The organism is Streptomyces sp. B21-083 (genome assembly GCF_036898825.1).
Taxonomy (GTDB): Bacteria; Actinomycetota; Actinomycetes; order Streptomycetales; family Streptomycetaceae; genus Streptomyces.
On record NZ_JARUND010000002.1, the window covers coordinates 3,900,763 to 3,923,705 of the forward strand.

Consider the following 22,943-nt stretch of genomic DNA (forward strand, 5'->3'; position numbering starts at 1 on the left):
GAAGGCCCACGGGAGGCCCAGGCAACGCCCACGGAAGGCCTGCTGGTGACCCGCCGGTCAGCGCAGCGCCTCGGACACTTCCCGGGCCGCGTCCATGACCCGCGGCCCCACCCGCTCGGGCACCACGTCGGCGAGCATCACGACCCCGACGCTCCCCTCGACACCGGTCACGCCGATCAGCGGAGCCGCGGCCCCGCTCGCGCCGGCCTCCAGCTCGCCGTGCGTCAGGGTGTATCCGGGGTCGGTGGGGGGCTGTTGCCGGGCGGAGAGGATGGCCTTGCCGGCCGCGCCGCGCTCCAGGGGGTGGCGGAAACCGGCCCGGTAGGCCACGTGGTAGTCGGTCCAGGTCGGCTCGACGACGGCGACGGCCAGTGCCTCCGTCCCGTCGACCAGGGTCAGATGGGCCGTGGCGCCTATGTCCTCGGCCAGCGATCTGAGCGCGGGCAGCGCGGCCTCCCGTACGAGGGGATGCACCTGGCTGCCGAGTCGCAGCACCCCCAGCCCGACGCGGGCCCGGCCGCCCAGATCACGCCGTACGAGCGCGTGCTGTTCCAGGGTGGCCAGCAGGCGGTACACGACGGTCCGGTTCACGCCGAGCCGGGTCGACAGTTCGGTGACCGTCAGACCGTGGTCGGTGTCGGCGAGCAGCTTGAGGACGCGCAGTCCCCGGTCGAGCGTCTGGGAGGTCTCCGCGGTCACGACGCCCACTCCTTCACGTGGTGAGGTCGGCAGCTCCCTGGCGGCGGATGCGTCGCCGGTCCCGTGGGCGACGCGCGTCAGAGGCGGCCGATCGGCGGCGGCCCGGGCTCTCCCGGGCACTGTCGCTTCACGACTGCGCTCCGCGGCGTCGCTGCCACGGGGCGTGTGCGTTGCGGGGACAGTAGCGAAGGCGGTTCGCTCAGCGGAAGGCTCCGTCCAGAATCCGGTCACTCCGCCGTACGGACTCCCGCACTTCCTCCCGATATGCACGGCGTGTGCATGGCCGCACACGCCCCTCAGCGGACAGCCCGGGCGGCGGTGAGGCCGTCACCGCATTCGCGTGGCCCACTCCTGCACTTTGGTGATGCGCTGTCGCAACTGTCCCGCGGTCGCCTCCGCGCTCGGCGGCCCGCCGCAGGCTCGGCGCAGTTCGGTGTGGATCACCCCGTGCGGCTTGCCCGTCTGATGGACGTACGCGCCGACCATGGTGTTGAGCTGCTTGCGCAGCTCCAGCATCTCCTTGTGGGAGACCACGGGCCGCCGCTCGGCCGGCAGTTCGAGTAGATCGGCCTCGTCGTCGGGCTTCTTACGGCTGTGCGCGATCTGCCGGGCCTGCCGCTTCTGCAGCAGCAGCTGCACCTGGTCGGGCTCCAGCAGCCCCGGGATCCCGAGGTAGTCCTGCTCCTCCTCGCTCCCCGGGTGGGCCTGCATGCCGAACTCGGCGCCGTCGTACAGCACCCGGTCGAAGACGGCGTCGGACTCCAGCGCCTCGAAGGAGAACTGCTCCTGCTCCCCGGTGTCCTCGTCCTCCTCCCGGTTCGCCTCCTCCATCTCCTTCTCGGATTCGGCGTACGGGTCCTCCTCGCCCTCCTTCTTCGGCTTGTCGAGGGCGTGGTCGCGCTCGACCTCCATCTCGTTGGCGAAGGTGAGGAGGTCGGGGACGGTCGGCAGGAACACGGAGGCCGTCTCGCCGCGCCGCCGGGAACGCACGAAGCGCCCGACGGCCTGGGCGAAGAAGAGGGGGGTGGAGATGGTGGTGGCGTAGACCCCGACCGCCAGCCGGGGCACGTCGACGCCCTCGGACACCATGCGGACGGCGACCATCCAGCGGGAGTCGTTGTTCGCGAACTCGTCGATCCGGTTGGAGGCGCCGGTGTCGTCGGAGAGGACGACGGTGGCCCTGGTCCCCGTGATGTCGCGGATCAGTTTGGCGTAGGCGCGGGCGGACTCCTGGTCGGTGGCGATGACGAGCGCCCCGGCGTCCGGGATGCCCTTGCGCACCTCGGTCAGCCGTTTGTCGGCGGCGCGCAGCACGCTGGGCATCCACTCGCCGCGCGGATCGAGCGCCGTACGCCAGGCCTGCGAGATCGCGTCCTTGGTCATCGGTTCGCCGAGCCGGGCGGCGATCTCGTCGCCCGCCTTGGTCCGCCACCGCATCTGCCCGCTGTAGGAGAGGAAGATGACGGGCCGCACGACATGGTCGGCGAGCGCGTTCCCGTAGCCGTAGGTGTAGTCGGCGGAGGACCGCCGGATCCCGTCGTTCCCTTCCTCGTACGTGACGAAGGGAATGGGGTTGGTGTCGGAGCGGAACGGCGTACCGGTGAGCGCGAGGCGCCGGGTGGCGGGCTCGAAGGCTTCCAGGCAGGCCTCGCCCCAGGACTTGCTGTCCCCGGCGTGGTGGATCTCGTCGAGGATGACGAGCGTCTTGCGCTGCTCGCAGCGGTTGCGGTGCAGCATGGGCCGCACCCCGACACCGGCGTACGTCACGGCGACACCGTGGTACTCCTTGCTGAGCGGCCCGGCGCTGTACTCGGGGTCGAGCTTGATCCCTATCCGCGCCGCCGCCTCGGCCCACTGCTTCTTCAGATGCTCGGTGGGCGCGACCACGGTCACCTGCTGCACGACATGGTGGTGCAGCAGCCAGGAGGCGAGCGTCAGCGCGAACGTCGTCTTGCCGGCGCCGGGAGTGGCGACGGCGAGGAAGTCACGCGGCTGCTCCTTGAGATACCTCTCCATCGCCCCCTGCTGCCAGGCACGCAGCTTGCTGGCGGTACCCCAGGGGGCACGGCCGGGATAGGCGGGCGAGAGGTGGTGGTTGGCTGCGGTACCGGCGGAAGCGGCGGCGGTGGTAGTCACGGTCTCCGGGGTGGTCGAACGGGAGCCGAGGGCTCGGGCTACGTATGACAACCGGGCCACCCTACCGGCGGCCCGGGCCTGTCAACGCGCGTACGACGCGGGGGCCCGGGGATGGGACTCAGCTCACAACGTCCGTGAGGGTCAGCGCGCGAAGCGCGGCAACCGGGTGGCGATCTTCGGCACGTCCAGGGCACCTTGACAGACGTCCAGGACGAACGCCTCGGCCTCGTCCACGTCGAACTCCGCGTCCAGTGGATGTCCGTTCATGTGCAGGAAAACCCAGGTCGCGTACCAGGCGATGCGTTTGTTCCCGTCGATGAGTGCGTGGTTGCGAGCGAGGGACTCCATCAGCGCCGCGGCCTTCTGCCAGACGTCGGGATAGGCGTCCTGCCCGAACACACTCGACTGAGGCCGCGCGAGGGCCGAGTCCAGGAGTCCGAAGTCGCGCACGTCGTCCACCCCGAGCCGCTTCGCGAGGTTCAGCAACTCGGGGAGGGTCAGGTAGTGCATCAGGCGAGCCTCCGGTTCAGCTCGACGCTGGCCTTCAGTACGTGATCAGCGGCCTCGTTGAACAGTCTCGAATGCTCGTTTATGGCCGCGATCACGGCGTCGTGCGCGAAGGCCTGCATGCTGCGCCCCTCCGCCGCCGCACGGTCACGCAGGGCGTCGAGCTCATCGTCCGAAAACCGCAGGTTCAGTCCAGCCATGCCGCAACGGTACTACGCGGTACCAGCTGGTGTCACCGCGATTCCGCCCGCAGCCGCGTAGTCACCCAAGCCCCCACCAACGCCACCCCCGCCATCGGCAGGAACACGGCGGCGAAGGCGGCCGGATGCGAACCGGACGCTCCAGCCGCCGCGTGGCTCACCGTCCCGCCGCCCAGCGCGGCGAACGCCGCACCCCCCGCCGACAGCAGCAGCACGTTGGACAGCCCGTCGGAGATCTGCAGGGCGGCGGAGTTGGCGCCGGCCTCCTCGGGGGCGGAGAGGTGGAGCAGCAGCACGCTGGTGCTGGAGATCACCAGCCCCATCCCGAAGCACCCGAACGCCCACACGACCGCGAGGGCCCACACCGGCACGGCGTCGATCAGCACGGCGGGCGCCGCGGCGATGGAGAGGGCGACCGCCACCATCCCGTACGTCATCAGCCGCTCCCGGTACGGCTCCATCCGCGCCCGCGCCTGCACGGACGACCCCAGCGCCCACGTGACACCCCCCGCCGCGAGCGAGAACCCGGCCAGGGTCGGCGACAGCCCCCGCTGCGTGACGAGCATCAGCGGTACGAAGGACTCGGCCGCGATGAACGACCCCGCGGCGACCCCGCGCAGCAGCACGACGGACGGCAGCCCGCGCGCGGCGCGCCAGGTCCCCGGGGGAAGCAGCCCGAGCACGGCGGGCACGAGCAACGAGACACCGAGGAGCCCGGGCAGAAGCGAGAACCACCTCAGGTCCTGGGCGGCGTACTGAAGCAGCCCGGCGCCGAACGAGATCCCGCAGGCCAGCCGGATACGGCGCCGGTCCCCCTGCTCGTCCCGCGCCCCCTCCTTGACGGCCCCGCCGGCCAGCCGCCGTATCTGGGGGAGCGCGAGGGCGAGCGGAAAGACGACCAGCACGGGTATCCCGACGAACACCCACCGCCAGCCGAGCTGCTCGGTGACGGCACCGGCGGCCAGCGGCCCGACCACGGAGGGCACCACCCAACTGGCGGCGAACGCGGCCATGATGGACGCCCGCAACCGCTCGGGATAAGCCCGCCCCACGACCACGTACAAGGCGACGATCACCAGGCCACCGCCCAGCCCCTGCACGGCCCGCCCGGCGATGAACAGCCACATGACCCCGGCGGTCCCGGACAGCAGCAACCCGGCGGCGAAGGCGGCGATCCCGGTGGTCAGCGCCCCCAGCGGCCCCCTGCGGTCGGACCACTGCCCGGCGAGCACCATGCCGAAGAGGCTGGTCGTGAAGTACCCGGAGAAGGCGAACGCGTACAGCGACACCCCGTCCAGCTCCCGCGCCGCCACGGGCATGGCCGTGCCCACGGCGGTCGCCTCGAAGGCGATCAGCAGCACGACGGACACGATCCCGATGCTGAGCGCCCGATAGGAACGCCCCAGCACCCCCTCACCGGGTACGGCAGCCGAAGGGGTGTCCGCGTCGGCGGTGTCGGGTGCGACGCCCGTGTCGCCCGGTTCCAGGGTGGTCATGCAGGCCAGCGTAAGGGTCATCCCTGGCGTTGACCCCTGTCGGAGGTCGGGACCGGCCCGAGACCTTGGTCGTACGCCCGAGGAATGCCGACCCTCTCCCCCGCCCTCTCCCCGCCCCCGTTCATGAACGGCGTGTGGCAGTCCCGTTGCAGCGCGCCCGGTTCCCTTGTTCCCGTGCGCTCCCCGCCCCTACGGTCAAGTCACCAAGTTCGGACCGGACAAGGGAACGGCCACCAAGCCCACCCCCACCCTCCGCTCCCGACCCGGCCGTGTGCCCGAGTGGTTCAGGGATTCGCCTGCAAAGCGAATTACGCGGGTTCGATTCCCGCCACGGCCTCAAACAGCCCGACCGTCGCGTACAGCTGGGGCGGCCCTCCTGGAGAGGGTTGCCCCAGCTGCCGTTCACCCTGGTCTTCGCCTCATCTGGCGAATCTGGCGTACCTGGCGCATCTGGGACAGAACCAGACCTACATCCCACCTAGCGTCGTGCCGCCGATCGGCACCGACGAGAGGACCACGATGCCCGAGCAGACCAGCGCCGCACCGGAGGGCTACACCACCGTCGCGCCCTGGGTCGTCACCGACGACACGGGGGCGTTCCTCGACTTCGTCACCCAGGCGTTCGACGGAGAGGAGTTGGGGCGGGTGCTGACGGAGCACGGCTCCGTCGGACACGGCGAGATCCGCGTCGGTGACACCGTCGTCCTTGCCTTCGACCGGAGTGCTGACTGGCCTGTCATGCCGAGTCTGCTGCGCGTGTTCGTCGCCGACGCGGACAAGGCGTTCGCGCAAGCCCTCGCCGCCGGCGGCCGCGTCGTCACCGCTGCGGCGACCCACGCCTTCGGCCAGCGCGGAGGCCGCGTCAAGGACCCCTTCGGGAACATCTGGTGGGTGGTCAGCCGCGTCGAGGACGTCTCCGAGGAGGAGATGTGGAAGCGACTGCAGGACCCCGTGTACGCCGATGCCATGCGCGTGGCCCAGGAGACGTTCGACGCCGAGCTCAGTGGTCGTCACCACGGGCGCAGCAGTACACCCGTGAGGCCAACCGGCTGACCCACGCCGGACAGCCGGCTCTCAGAGCACCCTGCCCGCCTCGCCGTCGAAGTCGATCGTCTGCGCGCGGCGCAGCAGCCACAGCGTGAAGGCGAGGGTCGAGACGTCCGTGTTGAGGCGGTGCAGGGTTGCCTCTGCCTCGTTCCAGGTGAGGACCGTGCCCGTGCTGCCGTCCAGGACCAGGCTGTTGCTCCCCGACAGGTGGCCCAGGCGGATCAAGTCGCCTGCGGCCTCCGGGAGTTCGGTCGCCGGGTATGCGTCATCCTCGTCCGCGCGGTACTCCGCGAGCGTCGGCAGCGGTATGTCGGTGTCCAGGTGGAAGTGGGTGCCGTCCTCCGGGAGTCCCGTGCAGCTCAGGAAGCGGCGGGTCGGCTCGTGGGTGAGCGGGGCCGGGAAGTCGACGTCCTCGAAGCGGGCCACCTTGGCGTGGCCGAACTCCTGCTCAAGGAGCCGGGCGGGCAGGTCGAGGGCGAGGCCCGACTCCGCGCCGGCGGCGGCGATCCGGGCCAGGGGGCGGATCAGGGCGGCCATCTTCCAGTACGGCAGCACATCGCCGCTGGTGCCCCGGGCGAACACCATCAGCAGGTGCCGGGAGGTCTCCGCCAGCGTCCGCGGGCCGAACCCGTCTACGGAGAAGGCCAGTTGGCCTCGCGCTGCTGCCATCTCCTCCGTCGCCGCCGCGAACCGCCGCAGCACTTCCAGCGAGGAGGCGGGCGGGCGCCGGTCCAGCGGGGCGGGGCTGTTGTGTGTCGAGTCCGCCACCGTCCGCAGGGCCCCGGTACGCACTGCTCCGGTGCGCGGTGCGCCGAACCTCACCTGGCCCTTGCCGGCAGGCAGTCCTACGCGCGTCAGCGGCTTGCCCCTGGTCAGAGTGATCGTCGTGCTCATCGTTTCCCCCGCGCATGGTTGCTCACGGTCCCCCGGACGCGACGTCGAAAACGTCCGCTGCCCGGCAGGCCCTCCCACTGCCCAGAACACTACGCGGCACCACTGACAACGGCCTCTGGCCTGGGACGAAGGCCCAAATCGGCGGTCGACCGTCCGCCCTCAGCCGAAGTACACGCCACCCACGACGACCACGACCGCCGCCACCAGGAACAGCAGCACCCACGCCAGCACCTTGCCGGGCGTCGGCCCGGGTTCGTAGCGCTGCGGCTCCTCCGGATTCGGAGCCGGACTCGGATTCGTCATGGTGTCGTCACCACCGCGGCCTGGGGGCGGATCGGCAGGCGGTTCACCGGGCGGCCCGTCGCCGCGCGTACCGCCGACGCGATGGCCGCCGGGCACGTCACCACCGGTACCGCGCTCGCCGCCTTCGCGCCGAAGGGGGCGACCACGTCCCGCTCCTCGACCAGCTTGACGATGCGGATGTCGGGGGCGTCCAGCGCGGTCGGCAGGGCGTAGCCCGTGAGGTCGGGGTGGCGGATCAGCCCGCGCGCGGAGCGCAGGTTCTCCGTGAGGGCGATGCCGACGCCCTGGGTGACGCCCGCCTCGATACGGGCCGCCAGCTGCGCCGGGTTGAGGACGCGGCCGACGTCCTGGGCCAGCGCCAGTTCCACCACGCGTACCGAGCCGAGCTCGATGTCGACGTCCACCACCGCGCGGATCGCGCAGAAGGCGAGGCCCACGAAGGCGTCGCCCTGGCCCGCCTCGTCGAGGGGTTCCGTGGGATGCGGGCGGCACTGGGCCGTGGCCCACAGTTCCTTGCCGTCCAGGGCCTCCGTCACCGTGGTCGACAGGACACCGTCGTACGAGGTGATCTTGCCGTCGGTGATCTGGAGCAGCTCCGTGGACATGCCGAACTTGTGCGCCAGGGGCTGGAGGAGCTGGGTGCGGACCATTTTCGCGGCCCGTTCCACCGCGCCGCCGGACACCCAGGTGTGGCGGCCCCTGGCGCCGGGGCCCGCCGGGGGCTGGTCGGTGTCGACGGGGGCCACCTGGACCTCGTCGATGCCCAGCGTCTCCTGGACGATCTGGCGGGCCAGGGTGGTGAAGCCCTGGCCTGTCTCCACGGCCGCGCACAGGACCGTGGCGATGCCGTCGTGGACCTTTACGGTGGCCGTCGAGACCTCGTCCGCGCCCTCGGCGCCGAGCATGTGGACCATGCCCAGGCCGTAGCCGACGCCCCTGCGGACGGCGCTCGGCTCGCCCGCGCCCTCGGGGCCGCCCGGGAGCAGCCACTCGTCCTCGGGAGTGTCCTTGGGCAGCTGGGGCAGCGGGAAGTCCCGTACCGCCTGGAGGAGTTCGGCGACCGGCGCGGGGCAGGTGACGGACTGGCCGGTCGGGAGGACGTCTCCGGTGGCCATCGCGTTGCGCAGGCGCAGCTCGGCCGGGTCGGCGCCCAGTTTCTTCGCCAGCTTGTCCATCTGGGCCTCGTAGGCCGCGCAGACCTGCATGGCGCCCTCGCCGCGCACATGGCCCGAGGGGGGGTTGTTGGTGCGCACCGCCCAGCCCTCGATGAAGGCGTTGGGGACGACGTAGGGGCCGCAGGCGAAGGAGACAGCCGCCGCGAGGGCCTCCCCGGAGGTGTCCGCGTACGCGCCCGCGTCGAGCAGGATCTGTGCCTCGACCTTGACGAGCTTGCCGTCGGCGTCCGCGTGGTGGCGGTAGCGGAGGAGGGTGGGGTGTCTGTGGACGTGGCCCAGGAAGGACTCTTCGCGGGTCGCCGTCAGTTTCACCGGGCAGCCCGTTTTGAGCGCCAGCAGGCCGAGGGGGAGCTGGAAGCCCTGGTCCTCGCGGTCGGCGGTGGCGCCGGGGACTCCCGTGACGACCACTTTCACCCGTTCCGGTTCCAGGCCGTAGCAGGCGGCCGCGGCGTCGCGGTCGGCGTGCGGGTCCGTGGAGGCGAGGTACAGCTCCACACCGCCGTCCGGGCGCGGTACGGCAAGGCCCGCCTCGGCGCCGATGGGGGCCGGGTCCTGGCGGCCGATCCGGTAGAGGCCCTCCACGACGATCTCGCCGATCGCGTCCGGGTCGCCGTGCCGCAGGGGGATGTGCCGGATCAGGTTGCCGTCGGGGTGCAGCGCTTCGGCCTCGAAGGCCTGCTCGGGGTCGGTCACCGGGTCGAGTACTTCGTACTCGACGATGACGGCCGCCGCCGCCATGCGCGCGGTGTCCGGGTGGTCGGCGGCGACCGCGGCGATGGGCTCCCCGTGGTGGCGGACGACCTCTGAGGCGAACATCGGGCGGTCGGCTCTGCCGCGGCCGTGCAGCTCGACCCCCGGCACGTCCTCGTGCGTCACGACGGCCCGTACGCCGGGCATCTCCCGCGCGTGGGTCGTGTCGATGGAGAGGATGCGCGCGTGCGGGTGCGGTGAGCGCAGTACGGCGGCCCACAGCAGGCCCTCGGCCCACAGGTCGGCCGCGTACGGGAACGTGCCCTCCGTCTTGGCGCGCGCGTCGGCGGCCGGCAGCGACACGCCGAGGCCGTGCGGGAGTGCCTCCGCGTCGGGGGCGGTGTCCGCGGCGGTGGTCGCGGTGGCGGCTTCGTTGCTCACGTCTCGCCTCCGTCCTGGCCGTGAGCCTGGTCATACGCGTGGGAGTCGTGGTTGCGGGCGGGTTCGAAGCCCGGGGCGTCGAACGCGGAGGGGTTGACGCCGCCTCCGCCCGGTCCGGCCTGGTGCGGGATGCGGGCCTCGCCGTCCTCCCCGTCGGCGTCGGCGGCGTGCGCCTCGCGTTCGGCGACGACCTCGCGGACCGCCTCCAGGACGCCCCGGTAGCCGGAGCAGCGGCACAGGTTGCCGCACAGGGCCTGGCGCGTCTCCAGTTCGGTCGGGGCGGGGTTGCCCTCCAGGAGGTCGTGCACGGTCATCGCCATCCCGGGGACGCAGAAACCGCACTGCACGGCACCGCACTTGGCGAGCGCCCGCTGTACGTCCGAGGGCCGGCCCTCGGTGGCGAGGCCCTCGACGGTGCGCACCTCGCTGCCGGCGGCGGTGACCGAGGGCACCAGGCAGGACGCGACGAGCCGTCCGTCCACCTGGACGTTGCAGGCCCCGCACTCGCCCTGGGAGCAGCCGTCCTTGGCGCCGGCGAGGCCGAGGCGCTCGCGCAGTACGTAGAGCAGCGACTCGCCGATCCAGGCGTCGGTGACGGGCCGGTCGGAGCCGTTGACGCGCAGCACGTAGGAGGCGAGGGGGTGTTCCTCGCCGGGGAGTCCGGGGGTCGCGTCGGCGACGTCGGGCTCTGTGGCGGGCTCCTCGTCGGTCGCCGTGGCACCGGATGCCTCGGTGTCCGCGTCCGGCTCACCCGCCACGGCCTCCTCAGCGGCCTCCGGCGGGCTTTCCGGCCCGGGAGCAGCCTCGAGCTCCGCGGCGGCTTCTGCGGGGCCGTCAGGCCCTTCGGCGGGGTCGTGCGGGACCTCGGCGGAGCCATGATCGTCATCGTCGGCCGCGTGACCCGCTTCCGTACCGGCGTGACCGGATACGTCGGCCGGGTGACCGATCCCGTCGGCCGTACGACCGGAGCCGCCCGTTTGGCGCTCCGTATCGTGCCCGGTTTCGGGCGCGTACGTCGTCCCCGCGCCCATCGTGCCGTCCGATGCCGGCTCGGGGTCGATTCCGGCCGCCCAGGGCTGGCCCGCTCCCTCCGTCGCCCAGGGCGCGGGCGCGCCACCAGGGAGCGTGGCGGGCGGCGTGCCACCCCACTGCTCGACCAGCGCCGACGTACTGAACTCGCCCGATTCGTCCGGGAGGTCGCCCCCGGCGACGGGGATCCGCCACTCCCCGGTGACCTCGCGGCCCGGGACTCCGGGAGCCGCGGCGTCCGGCGCGCCGGTTCCCTGGTCGAAGGCCCACTGGCCGGTGGAACTCTGGTCGTAGCTGAACCCGTCCTGCGGCGCGGCCTCCTGGGGCACGGCGTTCGGGTCCGGCCACTGGGCGCCCCCGGGGGGCGCGGGCGGCATCCCCCACGCGCCCGGAGCACCCTGGGAGCCGTCCTCGGGCCCCGGCGCCGCAGCTATCTGCGGGGGTACGTAGCCGTGGCCGGGCGCGGCGAGCGGGCTGTCCACGGAGGCCAGGAACGCGTCGATGCCCCCTTCGGGGAGCTTCACGAAAGCGGTGGCACCGTCGTCGTAGTCACCCTGGGGCAGCGGGTCCCAACGGCCCCCGCCACGGGGAGCGCCTTCCGCGCGCTGGTCCCCGGGCTGCTCCCGTTGTTGACTCCCGCGCCGGTCTCCGTACTGGTCGTCGCCGTACTGGTCGTCGGTCACGACAGTGCCCTCCCCAGTGCTCGTCGGGCCAGCGCGGCGACGGTGCGCCGCAGATGCAGGACCGCGGGCGGAAGCGGTGGTACGGAGCCGTCCTCGGCCGGAACCGCGTCGGGAATGCAGGCCGCGGCGACGTACTCGCCGAAGGCACCCAGTGCCTCCGGGACGATCGTGCGGTTGTTGTCCCAGTCGATGAGCCGGGCGACCCACTGCTCGGCGTCCAGGGGGCGCAGCGGCATCGGCGCTATGGCGCCGACGGCGCACCTGACTCCGCGCCGGGCGGGGTCGAGGACGAGCGCGACGGACGCGAGGGCGCGCCCGGGGCCGGTGCGTCCGGTGGCCTTCAGGAAGACCTGGGGCGCGTGCAGCAGGGGCACGCGCACGAAGCCGATGAGTTCACCGGCGCGCAGCAGCTCCACGCCGGCCAGCAGGTGCGACACCGGGATCTCCCGGCGGGCGCCACCGGGGCCCGCGATGATCAGCGTCGCCTCCAGGGCGGCCAGTACGGGAAGCGCGTCCCCCGTAGGGGCGGCCGTCGCGATGTTGCCGCCCAGGGTGCCCGCGTTACGGATCTGCGGCGGGCCCGCGGCACGCGCGGAGGCGGCCAGGGCCGGGATCAGTGCGGCGAAGTCGGGGCGGCCCATCCGCGCGTGGGTGAGTCCGGCGCCGAGCAGGGCGTGGCCGTCCTGGTACTGCCAGCCGCGGATCTCGCTGATCCGGCCGAGGCCGACGAGTGCGGCGGGCCTGAGCTGCCCGGAATTGACGGTGGCCATGAGGTCGGTGCCGCCCGCCACGGGGACGGCCGTCGGCATGGCGGCGAGCGCCGCGACGGCCTCGTCCAGCGAGGCGGGCAGCGTCACGGCCTGCGCCGCCTGCGGTGCGTGCGTGGTCAAACCGGCTGCCCCTTCCCGCTGCCCCACCTGGTCCCACCTGTGTTGCCGTACGGTACGTGCTGACAGGGCGGACGTGGCAACTCTGGCACATTCTCGCGAGACCCGAACGCGGGGGTCCGCTAGGAGGCATTCACCCCTCTCGCCAGGCGGATGGTCCGTTTTCGCACGGCATCGCCGATCAGTTCCAATTGCGCTCTTCGGTGCCCCTTGTGTGCGTTTCTCCTCGCAGGGGACGGGTTTTCGAAGTCCCGGTGCCCCGCTTACGGCGACACACCGATTCCCCGGCCGCCTCACACGTTCGGGGGCGTTCCCTCGATCGGGCGTCCGAGAACGCCGGGCCGCTGTTGCCACGGACGTGGCCCGGCGGGCGGCCGGTAACCGACGCCGAGGGCGTCAAGTCGCCCGTAGTGGGCGGTCATCCGGCGTTCGAAGTCGGCGAAGTCCCGTGTCGCGGGGGCGGGCAGGGCGCTCCAGGCGACCTCCGCGAAGGCGGCCAGCCGAGGAAAGGCCTGGTAGTCCACGCGCCCCGCGTCCTCCATCACCTCGGTCCACAGGTTGGCCTGGGTGCCGAGGACGTGCCGCGTCTCCTTCGGGCCCAACTCCGGGGGAACCGGCTCGAAACGGAAGACATCCTCCAGTGTGCGGACGTACCCGATGGGGACGGGTTCGTCGGTGCCCTCGTGCTGACGGTGGTCCAAGTACACCTGCTGTTCGGGGCACATGACGACGTCGTGACCCGCGCGCGCGGCAGTGATGCCGCCCGCGTATCCGCGCCAGGAGGAGACGGCGGCGCCCGGTGCGAGACCGCCCTCCAGGATCTCGTCCCAGCCGATGAGCCGACGCCCGCGCGCGGTGAGCCACTTGTCGAAGTGTCCGATGAACCACGACTGCAGCCCGTCCTCGTCCACGAGCCCGAGTTCGTGGACCCGGGCCTGCGCGGTGGGCGACTGCCGCCACTGGTCCTTGGGGCACTCGTCACCGCCGATGTGCACGAACTCCCCCGGGAACAGGCCGAGGACTTCCTCGAAGACGCCCTCGAAGAAGCGCAGGGTGTTGTCAGTGGGGGCGAGTACGTTTTGGTTGATGCCCCAGGTGTCCCAGACGGAGAGGGAGGTCGTGTCGATGACGTCTGTGTTGCCGAGTTCCGGATACGCGGCGATCGCGGCCTGCGAGTGCCCCGGTACGTCGATTTCGGGGACCACGCTGATATGCCGCTCGGCGGCGTAGGCGACGATCTCGCGGATGTCGTCCTGGGTGTAGAAGCCCCCGTGCGGCTTCTCCTCCCAGAGCGGTGAGGCACGGTGGCCGAATTTGGTCCGGGCCCGCCACGAACCGACCTCCGTCAGCCTCGGGTACCGCTTGATCTCGACGCGCCAGCCCTGGTCGTCCGTCAGATGGAAGTGGAAGACGTTGAGTTTGTGCGCCGCCATCAGGTCCAGGTAGCGCAGGACGCCTTCCTTGGGCATGAAGTGCCGGGCGACGTCGAGCATGAGTCCGCGCCAGCGGAAGCGGGGGCTGTCCTCGACGGTGATGTGCGGCACGCCCCAGACACGGTCGCGGCCGAGCGGGGCCTTTCGGTACGCGTCGGGGCCGAGCAGCTGCCGCAGTGTCTGGGCGCCCCAGAAGACCCCGGCCGCGCTGCCGCCCTCGATGAGGACGCCGGACGGGTCGCTGACTAGGCGGTACTCCTCGGGGGCGAGTTCTGGATCGAGCTGGAGCCCGATGCCGTCCCCGTCGGTGTCGTCGAGTTCGCGGCCCTCGCGCAGCGGCAGGCCGGTGGCCTGCCAGAGGACGGTGCGCAGCCAGTGACCGACACCCTCAGCCCCGGTGCCGACGTAGAGCCGGGAATGCGCCGACAGCCGCACCTCGCCGGAACCCGCGACGACGCGGCGGGGCGCGGGAACCAGACCCGTCATCGATGTCACGCCAGTCACATCAGTCATGTGAGTCACGTCAGTCCTTAACCGCTCCACCGAGCCCCGACACCAGTCGGCGCTGCACGAGTACGAAGAACACCAGCACCGGAATCGTCATCACCGTCGAGGCGGCCATCACGCCACCCCAGTCCGGGTCGTCGGGCTTGTAGAAGACCAGCAGGGCCATCGGCAGCGTCGACTGGGAGGTGTCGCTGATGATGAACGACTTGGCGAACAGGAAGTCGTTCCAGGCCGAGATGAAGGAGAACACGCTGGTGGCCACCAGCCCCGGGAAGACCAGCGGGAAAAGGATCTGCCAGAGGAATCGCGACCGGCTCGCCCCGTCGATGTACGCGGCCTCCTCCAGCGCCTCCGGAACCGCCTTCACAAAACCCCGCAGCATCCAGATCGCGAACGGCAGCGAGAAGGCGATGTGCGGCAGGATCAGGGCGCCCAGCGTGTTCAGCTGCCCGAAGTCCCGCATGAGGAAGAACAGCGGGATCGTGAGCGCCTCCACGGGCACCATCTGGGCCACCAGGAACATGATCAGCAGGGTGGTCCGGAAACGGAACCGGAATCGGGTCACGGCGGTCGCCGCGAGAAAGGCGATCAGCGCCGAGACGACGACCACCGTGCAGGCGACGACCAGGCTGTTGAGAAAGTACCGGCCGAATTCCTGCTGCCCGAAGACACGCCGGAAGGAGTCCAGGGAAGGGTCGAGTGTCCAGGGACGCGGCTCGGTCGACTCGATCTCGCCGGCCGGTTTGAAGGCGCTGAGCACCATCCAGTAAAGGGGGAAGGCGACGACGGCCGCGATCAGCAGCGCCGACACCTCGGCGGCCAGCCGCCAGGGCCGCCGTACGAAACGGTGAACACCCCGGATCCCCCGGATCCCCCGGATCCCCCGGATCCCCCGGATCCCCCGGATCCCCCGGATCCCCCGGATCCCCCGGATCCCCCGGATCCCCCGGGCCCCCCGGGCCCCCCGGGCCCCTCGGCCCTCTTGGACAACGTTGCCGGACATCACAGCTCCTCCCCCTGCCTGCGCAGCAGCCGCAGGTACACGAGGGTCACGGCGAGCAGGATCAGCAGCATCACGATCCCGATCGCCGAGCCGAGGCTGTACCGGGAGGAGGCGAAGGCCTGTTGGTAGGCGTACACGTTGAGGGTGAGGTTCTGGCCCGCGATGCCGCCTCCGTTCGTCATCACGTAGATCTGGGTGAAGACCTTGAAGTCCCAGATGACCGACTGGATGGTGACGACCACCAGGATCGGGCGGAGCATCGGCGCCAGCACCGAGCGCCAGATGCGCAGTTGGGAAGCGCCGTCGAGAGCCGCCGCCTCCAGCACCTCGGCCGGTACGGCGCGGATGCCGGCGTACACCGTGACCATGACGAACGGGAAGGAGCACCACACCACTTCGAGCAACACCAGGAAGAAGGCGCTGAGCCGGCCGTACGTCCATGAGTGGTCGCCGAGGCCCAACACCCGGTTGACCGGCCCGAAGTCGGGGTCGAAGAGCAGCAGCCAGACCGTGGACCCGGTGACCGCGGGCGTCGCCCACGCGCCGAGCGCCGCCAGCATCAACGCGAGCCGGGGCAGGGCGCGAACGCGGGTGAGCAGCACGGCGAGGGCGCAGCCGACGCCGAGTGTGGAGACGACACAGGCCGCCGCGAAGAGAACGGTCGCCAGCAACACCTGCCAGAACTGCCGGTCGGAGAAGATCTCCCGGTAGTTGGCGAACCCCTCGAAGGTGGTAGGCGCACCACCACTGACCTGCGCCTGGGTGTACTGGAAGAACGAGATCAACCCAAGCTGATAGATGGGGTAGAGAAGCAACCCACCGAGGATCACAAGAGCAGGGGCAAGATAAAGCCAGGGGGTCACGAGATAGGGGCGCGAGGAACTGCGCGACAAGCCACTCACGACCCGCACCCGCCGCCGATCCGCGCCCCCCGGCCCATTAGGCGTAGGCGTCACCCGGCGGAGCCAAACGCCTCGTCCATCTTCTGCGCCGCCGCAACCGAAGCCGCCGCGACATCCTTCTTGCCGCTGACGATCTCCTGGAACATCGTCGGCAGGACCAGCGAGGAGTCGATCTGGGACCAGGCGGGAGACGCCGGCACGAACTTGGTCCCCGCGGCGAGGGTCTTCACGAAGGGCGCGACGTACGGCTGCTTCCTGGCGACCGCGTCGCGCGTGTCGGCGAACGTCGGCAGGAAGCCCATGGCGTCGAAGAGTTCGGTCTGCGTCCGCTTCGAGGCGAGCTGTTCCATCAGGGCGACGGCGAGCGTGCGGTGCGAAGTGCTGTTCAGCACACCGAGGTTGTTCCCGCCCGCGAACGCCGGTGCCACCGAGCCGGCCGTGACGCCCGGCAGCGGTACGACCGCGTAGTCGCCCTTGACCTTGCCCGCCTCGACGGCCGTGTGGTTGAAGTCGCCGCCGATCGCCATGCCGGCCTTGCCCGCGGCGAACGCGGTGATGGTGTCGTTGCCGCCCATGCCGGCGCACTTGGCGGCCGGGCAGTTGTCGTCACCGAAGAGGGAGGTGTAGGCCTTGATGCCCTTCTGGGCGGCGGCGCTGTCGATGGCAGAGGCGTACGAGCCGCCCCGGCCGGTGGCGAGTTCGCCACCGTTGGCCCAGATGAAGGGCATCGCGCCATAGGTGAAGGCGCCGCCGACCGCGAGGCCGTACAGGTCGGGCTTCGCCGTCCGGATCGCGTGCGCGGTGGTCGTCAACTCAGCCATGGTCTTCGGGACTTCGAGGCCGAGTTCCTTGAAGATGTCGGTGCGGTAGTACAGGGCGCGAACGCCCACGAAGAAGGGGGCGCCGTAGACCTTTCCGTCGACGGTGACCGACTGACGGGCGGTCGGGTCGGCGTCCTTCGCCTCGCCCCAGGCCGCGAACTCCTTGCTGACGTCGAGGAGTCCGCCGTCGGCGACGTAACCGGCGGTGTCCGTGTTGCCGTACTCGATGACGTCGGGGGCGCTCTTCGGGTCGTTGAAGGCGGCCTTGATGCGCTGGGCGCGGGTCTCGACAGGGATGTACTCGACCTTGACGTCGGCGCCCTTGTGGGCCTTCTCGAAGGCGTCGACGGCCGAGGTGACGACCTTCTCCTTCGGGGTGTTGCCGACCTCCTGGAAGAGCCACACACGCAGGGTGCCGGTCTGCTCGTCCTTGCCGGAGGAGGAGTTGTCCGACGCCTCGGGGGCACAAGCGGTGGCGGTGAGCCCGGCGAGGGTCAGGGCCGCCACGGAGGCTGCCAGTCGGGCAGATCGGACAGAGAGGTTCATCTGACGTTTCCTCCGGTGAAAGCGTTGCAACATGCGCAATGGATGTTTCGCTCTGCACAACACCAAGGGAGGCTATGGACTACAGGGACATGGCCACAAGAGGTCTTGACCACGTCTCCACCACTCTGTGACCGGCCGACGCATTCCGTGCAACGACAGACAGCACAAAGGTCCCCAGGGCGCGGCAAATCGCACCCTGAGGACCTCTGACCACCGCGCGACCGGATAGCGGGGCTGCCGGACCGCCGAACAGCCCAACTACCGAACAGCCGCCGGTACGGCCCTACTTCTTGCCGTCGCCCTTGCCCTCGTCGCCGCCGGATCCCATGGACTCGTAGATCTCCTTGCACATGGGACACACCGGGTACTTCTTCGGGTCGCGGCCCGGCACCCACACCTTGCCGCACAGCGCCACGACGGGAGTCCCGTCGACCGCGCTGGCCATGATCTTGTCCTTCTGGACATAGTGGGCGAAGCGCTCGTGGTCGCCGTCGCCGTGCGAGGTCTGCGGCGCGGGCTCGACGAGGGTCCCCGTACCAGTCCCGCGCTGGGGCTGGGTCTCAGGCTCAAGAGTGCTCATAAACGCAAGGGTACTGAAGGTCACACCCGTCAGTTGAGCGAAGGGTCGTCCGCGTAGGTCGCGACCATCGCCAGTTCGCTGCGCTGGCGTCTGAGAACCTCGCGCCACAGGCGTTCCGGCGCCGGGGAGGAGACGTCTCCGGGCTCCGACTCGACGACGTACCAGGCGCCGTCCGCCAGCTCGTCCTCCAGCTGCCCCGGACCCCAGCCCGAGTACCCGGCGAAGATACGCAGCGACCCGAGGGCCTTCGCGAGCAGCTCCGGCGGCGTTTCCAGGTCGACGACGCCGATCGCGCCGTGCACGCGCCGCCAGCCGAGAGGGACGCGCTCGCCGGATCCGCCGCCGCCGGGGATGACCGCGACACCGAGCGCCGAGTCGAGGGAGACCGGGCCGCCCTGGAAGACGACCCCGGGTTCACCCGCGAGTTCGGCCCAGCCCTCCAGGATGTCGCCGACCTCGACCGGCGTAGGACGGTTGAGGACTACGCCGACGGAACCCTTCTCGTCGTGGTCGAGAAGGAGCACCACCGCGCGGTCGAAGTTCGGGTCCGCCAGGGCGGGCGTTGCCACGAGCAGTCGCCCTGTGAGCGAGGACACCTCGGTCATGCCAGACATGATCTCGCATCTTCCCTCTGTGCGGGGAGCCAATCGGGGTACCGGGGGCAAGGCAGGTCAGGGGGTACGGAAGCGGGACGGGGCGCGTGCCCGCACCGGTGACCGCATGTGCCCGGCGGCGAACGGTTCGTGTTGTGGCAAACCTATGACACGGCTGAGCGGTGCTTGGGCTTACGGAAGGGGGGTGTGCGGCGATTACCCTTGCTCTTCGGCTCCGGCGCGTGCCTGTACGACCGCGTCCTGCACGACGGGCCCGCCAACACCCCCCGCCCAACTCACCGGAACGCGAGATACATGACGGTCAACGGCACAGACGACGTACTGATTGTCCACGGCGGCACCCCGCTGGAGGGCGAGATCCGTGTCCGCGGTGCGAAGAACCTCGTACCGAAGGCCATGGTCGCCGCCCTGCTGGGCAGCGGGCCGAGTCGACTGCGCAACGTCCCCGACATCCGTGACGTCCGGGTCGTCCGCGGGCTGCTGCAGCTGCACGGGGTGACGGTCCGTCCGGGTGAGGAGCCCGGCGAGCTGATCATGGACCCGTCGCACGTGGAGAGCGCGAACGTCGCCGACATCGACGCGCACGCGGGTTCGAGCCGGATCCCGATCCTGCTCTGCGGCCCCCTTCTGCACCGCCTCGGACACGCGTTCATCCCGGGTCTCGGCGGCTGCGACATCGGCGGCCGGCCGATCGACTTCCACTTCGAGGTGCTGCGGAAGTTCGGCGCGACGATCGAGAAGCGCGCGGACGGGCAGTACCTGGAGGCTCCGCAGCGGCTGCGCGGTACGAAGATCCAGCTGCCCTACCCGTCCGTGGGCGCGACCGAGCAGGTGCTGCTGACGGCGGTGCTGGCGGAGGGCACCACCGAGCTGTCCAACGCGGCCGTGGAGCCCGAGATCGAGGACCTCATCTGCGTACTGCAGAAGATGGGCGCGATCATCGCCATGGACACCGACCGCACGATCCGCGTCACCGGCGTGGACTCGCTCGGCGGTTACACCCACGCGGCCCTTCCGGACCGCCTGGAGGCCGCGTCGTGGGCGTCCGCGGCGCTGGCGACCGAGGGCAACATCTATGTCCGCGGCGCCCAGCAGCGGTCGATGATGACGTTCCTGAACACCTACCGGAAGGTGGGCGGTGCCTTCGAGATCGACGACGAGGGCATCCGCTTCTGGCACCCGGGCGGCCAGTTGAAGTCGATCGCCCTGGAGACGGACGTACACCCCGGTTTCCAGACCGACTGGCAGCAGCCGCTGGTCGTCGCCTTGACGCAGGCCACCGGTCTGTCCATCGTCCACGAGACGGTGTACGAGTCGCGCCTCGGCTTCACCTCCGCGCTCAACCAGATGGGTGCGCACATCCAGCTCTACCGCGAGTGCCTCGGCGGCTCCCACTGCCGCTTCGGCCAGCGCAACTTCCTGCACTCGGCGGTCGTGTCGGGCCCCACGCGCCTCCAGGGCGCCGATCTCGTCATCCCGGACCTCCGGGGCGGCTTCTCGTACCTCATCGCCGCCCTGGCCGCCCAGGGGACGTCCAGGGTGCACGGCATCGACCTGATCAACCGGGGCTACGAGAACTTCATGGAGAAGCTGGTGGAACTGGGCGCGAAGGTGGAGCTGCCGGGCAAGGCGCTCGGCTAACCACACCTCACCTCGCCACTGCCACCCAGGCCGATTCCGGGCCTCGGCTGGGGGTCCGGGGGTTATCCCCCGGACAGGCACAGCATGGAGAAGCTCGTCGAGCTGGGCGCGAAGGTCGAGCTGCCGGGCAAGGCGCTCGGCTAGTCGCGGTCGTACGAACGCCGATGGGGCGGTCACCCGAATTCGGGTGACCGCCCCATCGGCGTCAGCTACGGCGCCCCTCAAGGGGCGCGGGGAACTGCGCGACCAGCCACAGGCGGCCCCGCAGTCGCCCACGGCGCCAAGCCGCGACGGCGAACAGGCGCCGTTACTTGCCCTTGGCCGCTTCCTTGAGCTTGGAGCCCGCGGAAACCTTGACGCTGTAGCCGGCGGGGATGTCGATCGGGTCGCCGGTCTGCGGGTTGCGAGCGGTGCGAGCGGCACGGTGGGTGCGCTCGAAGGTCAGGAAGCCGGGGATGGTGACCTTCTCGTCGCCCTTGGCGACGATCTCACCGACGGTCTCGGCGAACGCGGCCAGAACGGCGTCGGCGTCCTTGCGGGTGACCTCGGCGCGGTCGGCCAGGGCGGCCACCAGCTCACTGCGGTTCATGTTGTTACTCCCGTGTTCTTCTTGCTGTTGAGGCGTGCCCCGCGGTGGAACCGCATGGGGGGCACAGCGAAGCCGATGCTGCCAGGGTCCTCGGTGGGTCCCCGGACCCGGGTCCGCCGTCGGACCCTCACGCCCGAAGACGCATCCTGCCCCCACCTGCGGCGGGAAAGCCAATCCGGCACCCCTGGGAGTCAGACGAACACCCTTGGGAGTCGGACGGAAAGCGTCAGCGGCCGGGGCCGACAGGCTGAACCTGGCCGCCACCCTAGAGGCGCCCGGGGGCCTGGCGCCCCCGACGCGCCGGTACGGGGGCCCGTGGCAACCGTCACACATGGGGCGCGTCGGCCCCCTGCGGACGCCTACTCGGTGGCGGCCGCCGCCTTCGCGGCGTCCCGCACCGCGCCGGCCACCGCGCCCGCGACCTTGTCGTTGAAGACGCTGGGCACGATGTAGTTCGGGTTCAGCTCGTCCTCGGAGACGACGTTCGCGAGTGCGGTCGCCGCCGCGAGCATCATCTCGGTGTTGACCGTGCGGGACTGCGCGTCCAGGAGACCGCGGAAGACACCCGGGAAGACCAGCACGTTGTTGATCTGGTTCGGGAAGTCCGAGCGGCCGGTGGCCACGACCGCGGCCGTCTGGCGGGCGATCGCCGGGTCGACCTCGGGGTCGGGATTCGCGAGCGCGAACACGATCGAGCCCTCGGCCATCGCGGCCACGTCGTCACCGTCGATGACGTTCGGGGCCGAGACGCCGATGAAGACGTCGGCGCCGCGCACGGCCTCCTTGAGGGTGCCGGTGAGGCCGTCGAGGTTGGTGTTGTCGGCGATCCAGCGCAGCGGGGAGTCCGGCGCTGCGTTCACCAGGTCGGCGCGGCCCGCGTGGACGACGCCCTGGATGTCGGCGACGACCGCCTGCTTGACGCCGGCCGCGATCAGCAGCTTGAGGATGGCCGTACCGGCCGCGCCGGCGCCGGACATGACGACCCGGATGTCACCGATCGACTTGTTGGTGACGCGCAGGGCGTTGGTGAGGGCGGCGAGGACGACGATCGCGGTGCCGTGCTGGTCGTCGTGGAAGACGGGAATGTCGAGGGCCTCGCGCAGCCGGGCCTCGATCTCGAAGCAGCGCGGCGCCGAGATGTCCTCCAGGTTGATGCCGGCGAAGCCCGGGGCGATCGCCTTGACGATCGCGACGATCTCGTCCGTGTCCTGGGTGTCCAGGCACAGCGGCCAGGCGTCGATGTCGGCGAAGCGCTTGAAGAGGGCCGCCTTGCCCTCCATGACCGGCATGGCGGCCATCGGGCCGATGTTGCCGAGGCCCAGGACCGCCGAGCCGTCGGTCACGACGGCGACGGTGTTGCGCTTGATGGTGAGACGGCGGGCGTCCTCGGGGTTCTCGGCGATCGCCATGCACACGCGGGCCACGCCCGGGGTGTAGATCATCGAGAGGTCGTCACGGTTGCGGATGGGGTGCTTGGACGCCATCTCGATCTTGCCGCCGAGGTGCATGAGGAACGTACGGTCCGAGACCTTGCCGAGGCTGACGCCCTCGATGCCGCGGAGCTTCTGCACGATCTCGTCGGCGTGCGCGGTCGAGGTCGCCGCGATCGTGACGTCGATACGGAGCAGTTCGTGGCCGGAAGCGGTGACGTCGAGGCCGGTCACCGAGCCTCCGGAGGACTCCACGGCGGTGGTGATCTGGGAGACCGCGGTTCCGCTCGCGGGCACCTCCAACCGGACCGTGATCGAGTAGGAGACGCTGGGCGCCGTTGCCATGGCCGACTTCCTTCTGCTTTCACCCTGATGCTTGGTTTGCCGTCCGATCGTCGCACCTACCGTGGAGTAGCTGGTAGCGGGGCCTCGATTGCGAACGTTTTGTTCTCAATAAGTTCTCCGGCAAGGTCTTCAGCTAGGTCTGCAGCACAAAGAGGTCCACGCCACTTCGTGGCGTGGACCTCTTGATGTTCAGTGGCACCGACCCGCCATGCTCGCCTCGCGGCAAGTGGTCGCTCGTAGCGACGAAGGTTGGGCCCGGGGGCTTGGATCGAGCCGGTGCCACGTCAACGGTAACAAACGATCCCCGTAAGGCAATTCCCATCGGGCTCTGTCTTTGCCGGACTC

20 protein-coding genes and 1 tRNA gene are annotated in these 22,943 nt (G+C 70.6%); 3 read left to right on the top strand and 18 right to left on the bottom strand.

The features are described from left to right. Positions 1-57 precede the first annotated feature (57 nt). The 5 genes from QA861_RS41445 to QA861_RS41465 form a co-directional block, all read right to left on the bottom strand. A complete protein-coding gene (locus tag QA861_RS41445; RefSeq protein ID WP_334594063.1) occupies positions 58-699 on the bottom strand; it encodes an IclR family transcriptional regulator in 642 nt (213 codons plus the stop codon). Positions 700-1,026: 327 nt separating this feature from the next. Continuing rightward, positions 1,027-2,835: a DEAD/DEAH box helicase gene (locus QA861_RS41450; RefSeq protein WP_334594065.1), complete on the bottom strand. Its 1,809-nt coding sequence runs from the start codon at positions 2,833-2,835 to the stop codon at positions 1,027-1,029. Between the two features lie 141 nt (positions 2,836-2,976). Then, positions 2,977-3,345 (bottom strand): type II toxin-antitoxin system death-on-curing family toxin, encoded by a 369-nt coding sequence (locus tag QA861_RS41455; protein ID WP_334594066.1) that lies wholly within the window; start codon positions 3,343-3,345, stop codon positions 2,977-2,979. Continuing rightward, complete coding sequence (locus QA861_RS41460; protein ID WP_334594067.1) at positions 3,345-3,542, bottom strand: hypothetical protein; 198 nt, start codon at positions 3,540-3,542, stop codon at positions 3,345-3,347. Before QA861_RS41460 ends, QA861_RS41455 begins: the two co-directional genes overlap by 1 nt. A 32-nt stretch (positions 3,543-3,574) precedes the next feature. Further along, a complete protein-coding gene (locus QA861_RS41465; protein ID WP_334594068.1) occupies positions 3,575-5,038 on the bottom strand; it encodes an MFS transporter in 1,464 nt (487 codons plus the stop codon). A 265-nt stretch (positions 5,039-5,303) separates the two neighbouring features. Between QA861_RS41465 and QA861_RS41470 the strand changes: the two genes are divergently transcribed. Both QA861_RS41470 and QA861_RS41475 read left to right on the top strand, forming a co-directional pair. Continuing rightward, positions 5,304-5,375 (top strand) — tRNA-Cys (locus tag QA861_RS41470). Positions 5,376-5,557: 182 nt separating this feature from the next. Continuing rightward, the gene (locus tag QA861_RS41475) at positions 5,558-6,091 is read left to right on the top strand and encodes a VOC family protein (RefSeq protein ID WP_334594069.1); all 534 of its coding nucleotides are present in this window, start codon (positions 5,558-5,560) and stop codon (positions 6,089-6,091) included. A 21-nt stretch (positions 6,092-6,112) separates the two neighbouring features. On the opposite strand, the gene QA861_RS41480 is transcribed toward QA861_RS41475, so the two are convergent. The 11 genes from QA861_RS41480 to QA861_RS41530 all read right to left on the bottom strand — a co-directional run bounded on the left by QA861_RS41480 (position 6,113) and on the right by QA861_RS41530 (position 18,584). After that, complete coding sequence (locus tag QA861_RS41480; RefSeq protein ID WP_334594071.1) at positions 6,113-6,979, bottom strand: SUKH-4 family immunity protein; 867 nt, start codon at positions 6,977-6,979, stop codon at positions 6,113-6,115. 159 nt (positions 6,980-7,138) lie between these two features. After that, the gene (locus tag QA861_RS41485) at positions 7,139-7,282 is read right to left on the bottom strand and encodes a hypothetical protein (protein WP_334594072.1); all 144 of its coding nucleotides are present in this window, start codon (positions 7,280-7,282) and stop codon (positions 7,139-7,141) included. Beyond that, positions 7,279-9,588, bottom strand: coding sequence for a xanthine dehydrogenase family protein molybdopterin-binding subunit (locus QA861_RS41490; protein ID WP_334594074.1), 2,310 nt, complete (start codon positions 9,586-9,588; stop codon positions 7,279-7,281). Before QA861_RS41490 ends, QA861_RS41485 begins: the two co-directional genes overlap by 4 nt. Beyond that, positions 9,585-11,300: a 2Fe-2S iron-sulfur cluster-binding protein gene (locus QA861_RS41495; RefSeq protein WP_443041644.1), complete on the bottom strand. Its 1,716-nt coding sequence runs from the start codon at positions 11,298-11,300 to the stop codon at positions 9,585-9,587. Before QA861_RS41495 ends, QA861_RS41490 begins: the two co-directional genes overlap by 4 nt. Further along, a complete protein-coding gene (locus QA861_RS41500; RefSeq protein ID WP_334594075.1) occupies positions 11,297-12,190 on the bottom strand; it encodes an FAD binding domain-containing protein in 894 nt (297 codons plus the stop codon). Before QA861_RS41500 ends, QA861_RS41495 begins: the two co-directional genes overlap by 4 nt. A gap of 290 nt (positions 12,191-12,480) precedes the next feature. Further along, positions 12,481-14,106, bottom strand: a complete 1,626-nt coding sequence (locus QA861_RS41505; protein ID WP_334595014.1) for a beta-N-acetylhexosaminidase — start codon at positions 14,104-14,106, stop codon at positions 12,481-12,483. Positions 14,107-14,143: 37 nt separating this feature from the next. Then, positions 14,144-15,130 carry a carbohydrate ABC transporter permease gene (locus QA861_RS41510; RefSeq protein WP_443041645.1) on the bottom strand — a complete coding sequence of 329 codons (987 nt, stop codon included), beginning with the start codon at positions 15,128-15,130 and terminating at the stop codon, positions 14,144-14,146. Continuing rightward, positions 15,130-16,041 (bottom strand): carbohydrate ABC transporter permease, encoded by a 912-nt coding sequence (locus QA861_RS41515; RefSeq protein ID WP_334594076.1) that lies wholly within the window; start codon positions 16,039-16,041, stop codon positions 15,130-15,132. The genes QA861_RS41510 and QA861_RS41515 overlap by 1 nt, the downstream gene beginning before the upstream one ends. A 41-nt stretch (positions 16,042-16,082) precedes the next feature. Beyond that, entirely contained in the window at positions 16,083-17,399 is a 1,317-nt protein-coding gene (locus tag QA861_RS41520) for an extracellular solute-binding protein (protein ID WP_334594077.1), read from the bottom strand. A gap of 283 nt (positions 17,400-17,682) precedes the next feature. Continuing rightward, the gene (locus QA861_RS41525; RefSeq protein WP_006374451.1) at positions 17,683-17,979 is read right to left on the bottom strand and encodes a DUF3039 domain-containing protein; all 297 of its coding nucleotides are present in this window, start codon (positions 17,977-17,979) and stop codon (positions 17,683-17,685) included. 29 nt (positions 17,980-18,008) lie between these two features. Further along, the gene (locus tag QA861_RS41530; RefSeq protein ID WP_334594080.1) at positions 18,009-18,584 is read right to left on the bottom strand and encodes a YqgE/AlgH family protein; all 576 of its coding nucleotides are present in this window, start codon (positions 18,582-18,584) and stop codon (positions 18,009-18,011) included. Positions 18,585-18,887: 303 nt separating this feature from the next. On the opposite strand from QA861_RS41530, the gene murA reads away from it, so the two are divergent. Continuing rightward, complete coding sequence (gene murA, locus QA861_RS41535; protein WP_334595016.1) at positions 18,888-20,234, top strand: UDP-N-acetylglucosamine 1-carboxyvinyltransferase; 1,347 nt, start codon at positions 18,888-18,890, stop codon at positions 20,232-20,234. 307 nt (positions 20,235-20,541) lie between these two features. Here the strand turns inward: murA and QA861_RS41540 are convergent, their stop codons facing one another. Continuing rightward, a complete protein-coding gene (locus QA861_RS41540) occupies positions 20,542-20,823 on the bottom strand; it encodes an HU family DNA-binding protein (RefSeq protein WP_006374476.1) in 282 nt (93 codons plus the stop codon). A gap of 359 nt (positions 20,824-21,182) precedes the next feature. Next, positions 21,183-22,598 (bottom strand): NAD-dependent malic enzyme, encoded by a 1,416-nt coding sequence (locus QA861_RS41545; protein ID WP_334594082.1) that lies wholly within the window; start codon positions 22,596-22,598, stop codon positions 21,183-21,185. Positions 22,599-22,943 lie beyond the last annotated feature (345 nt).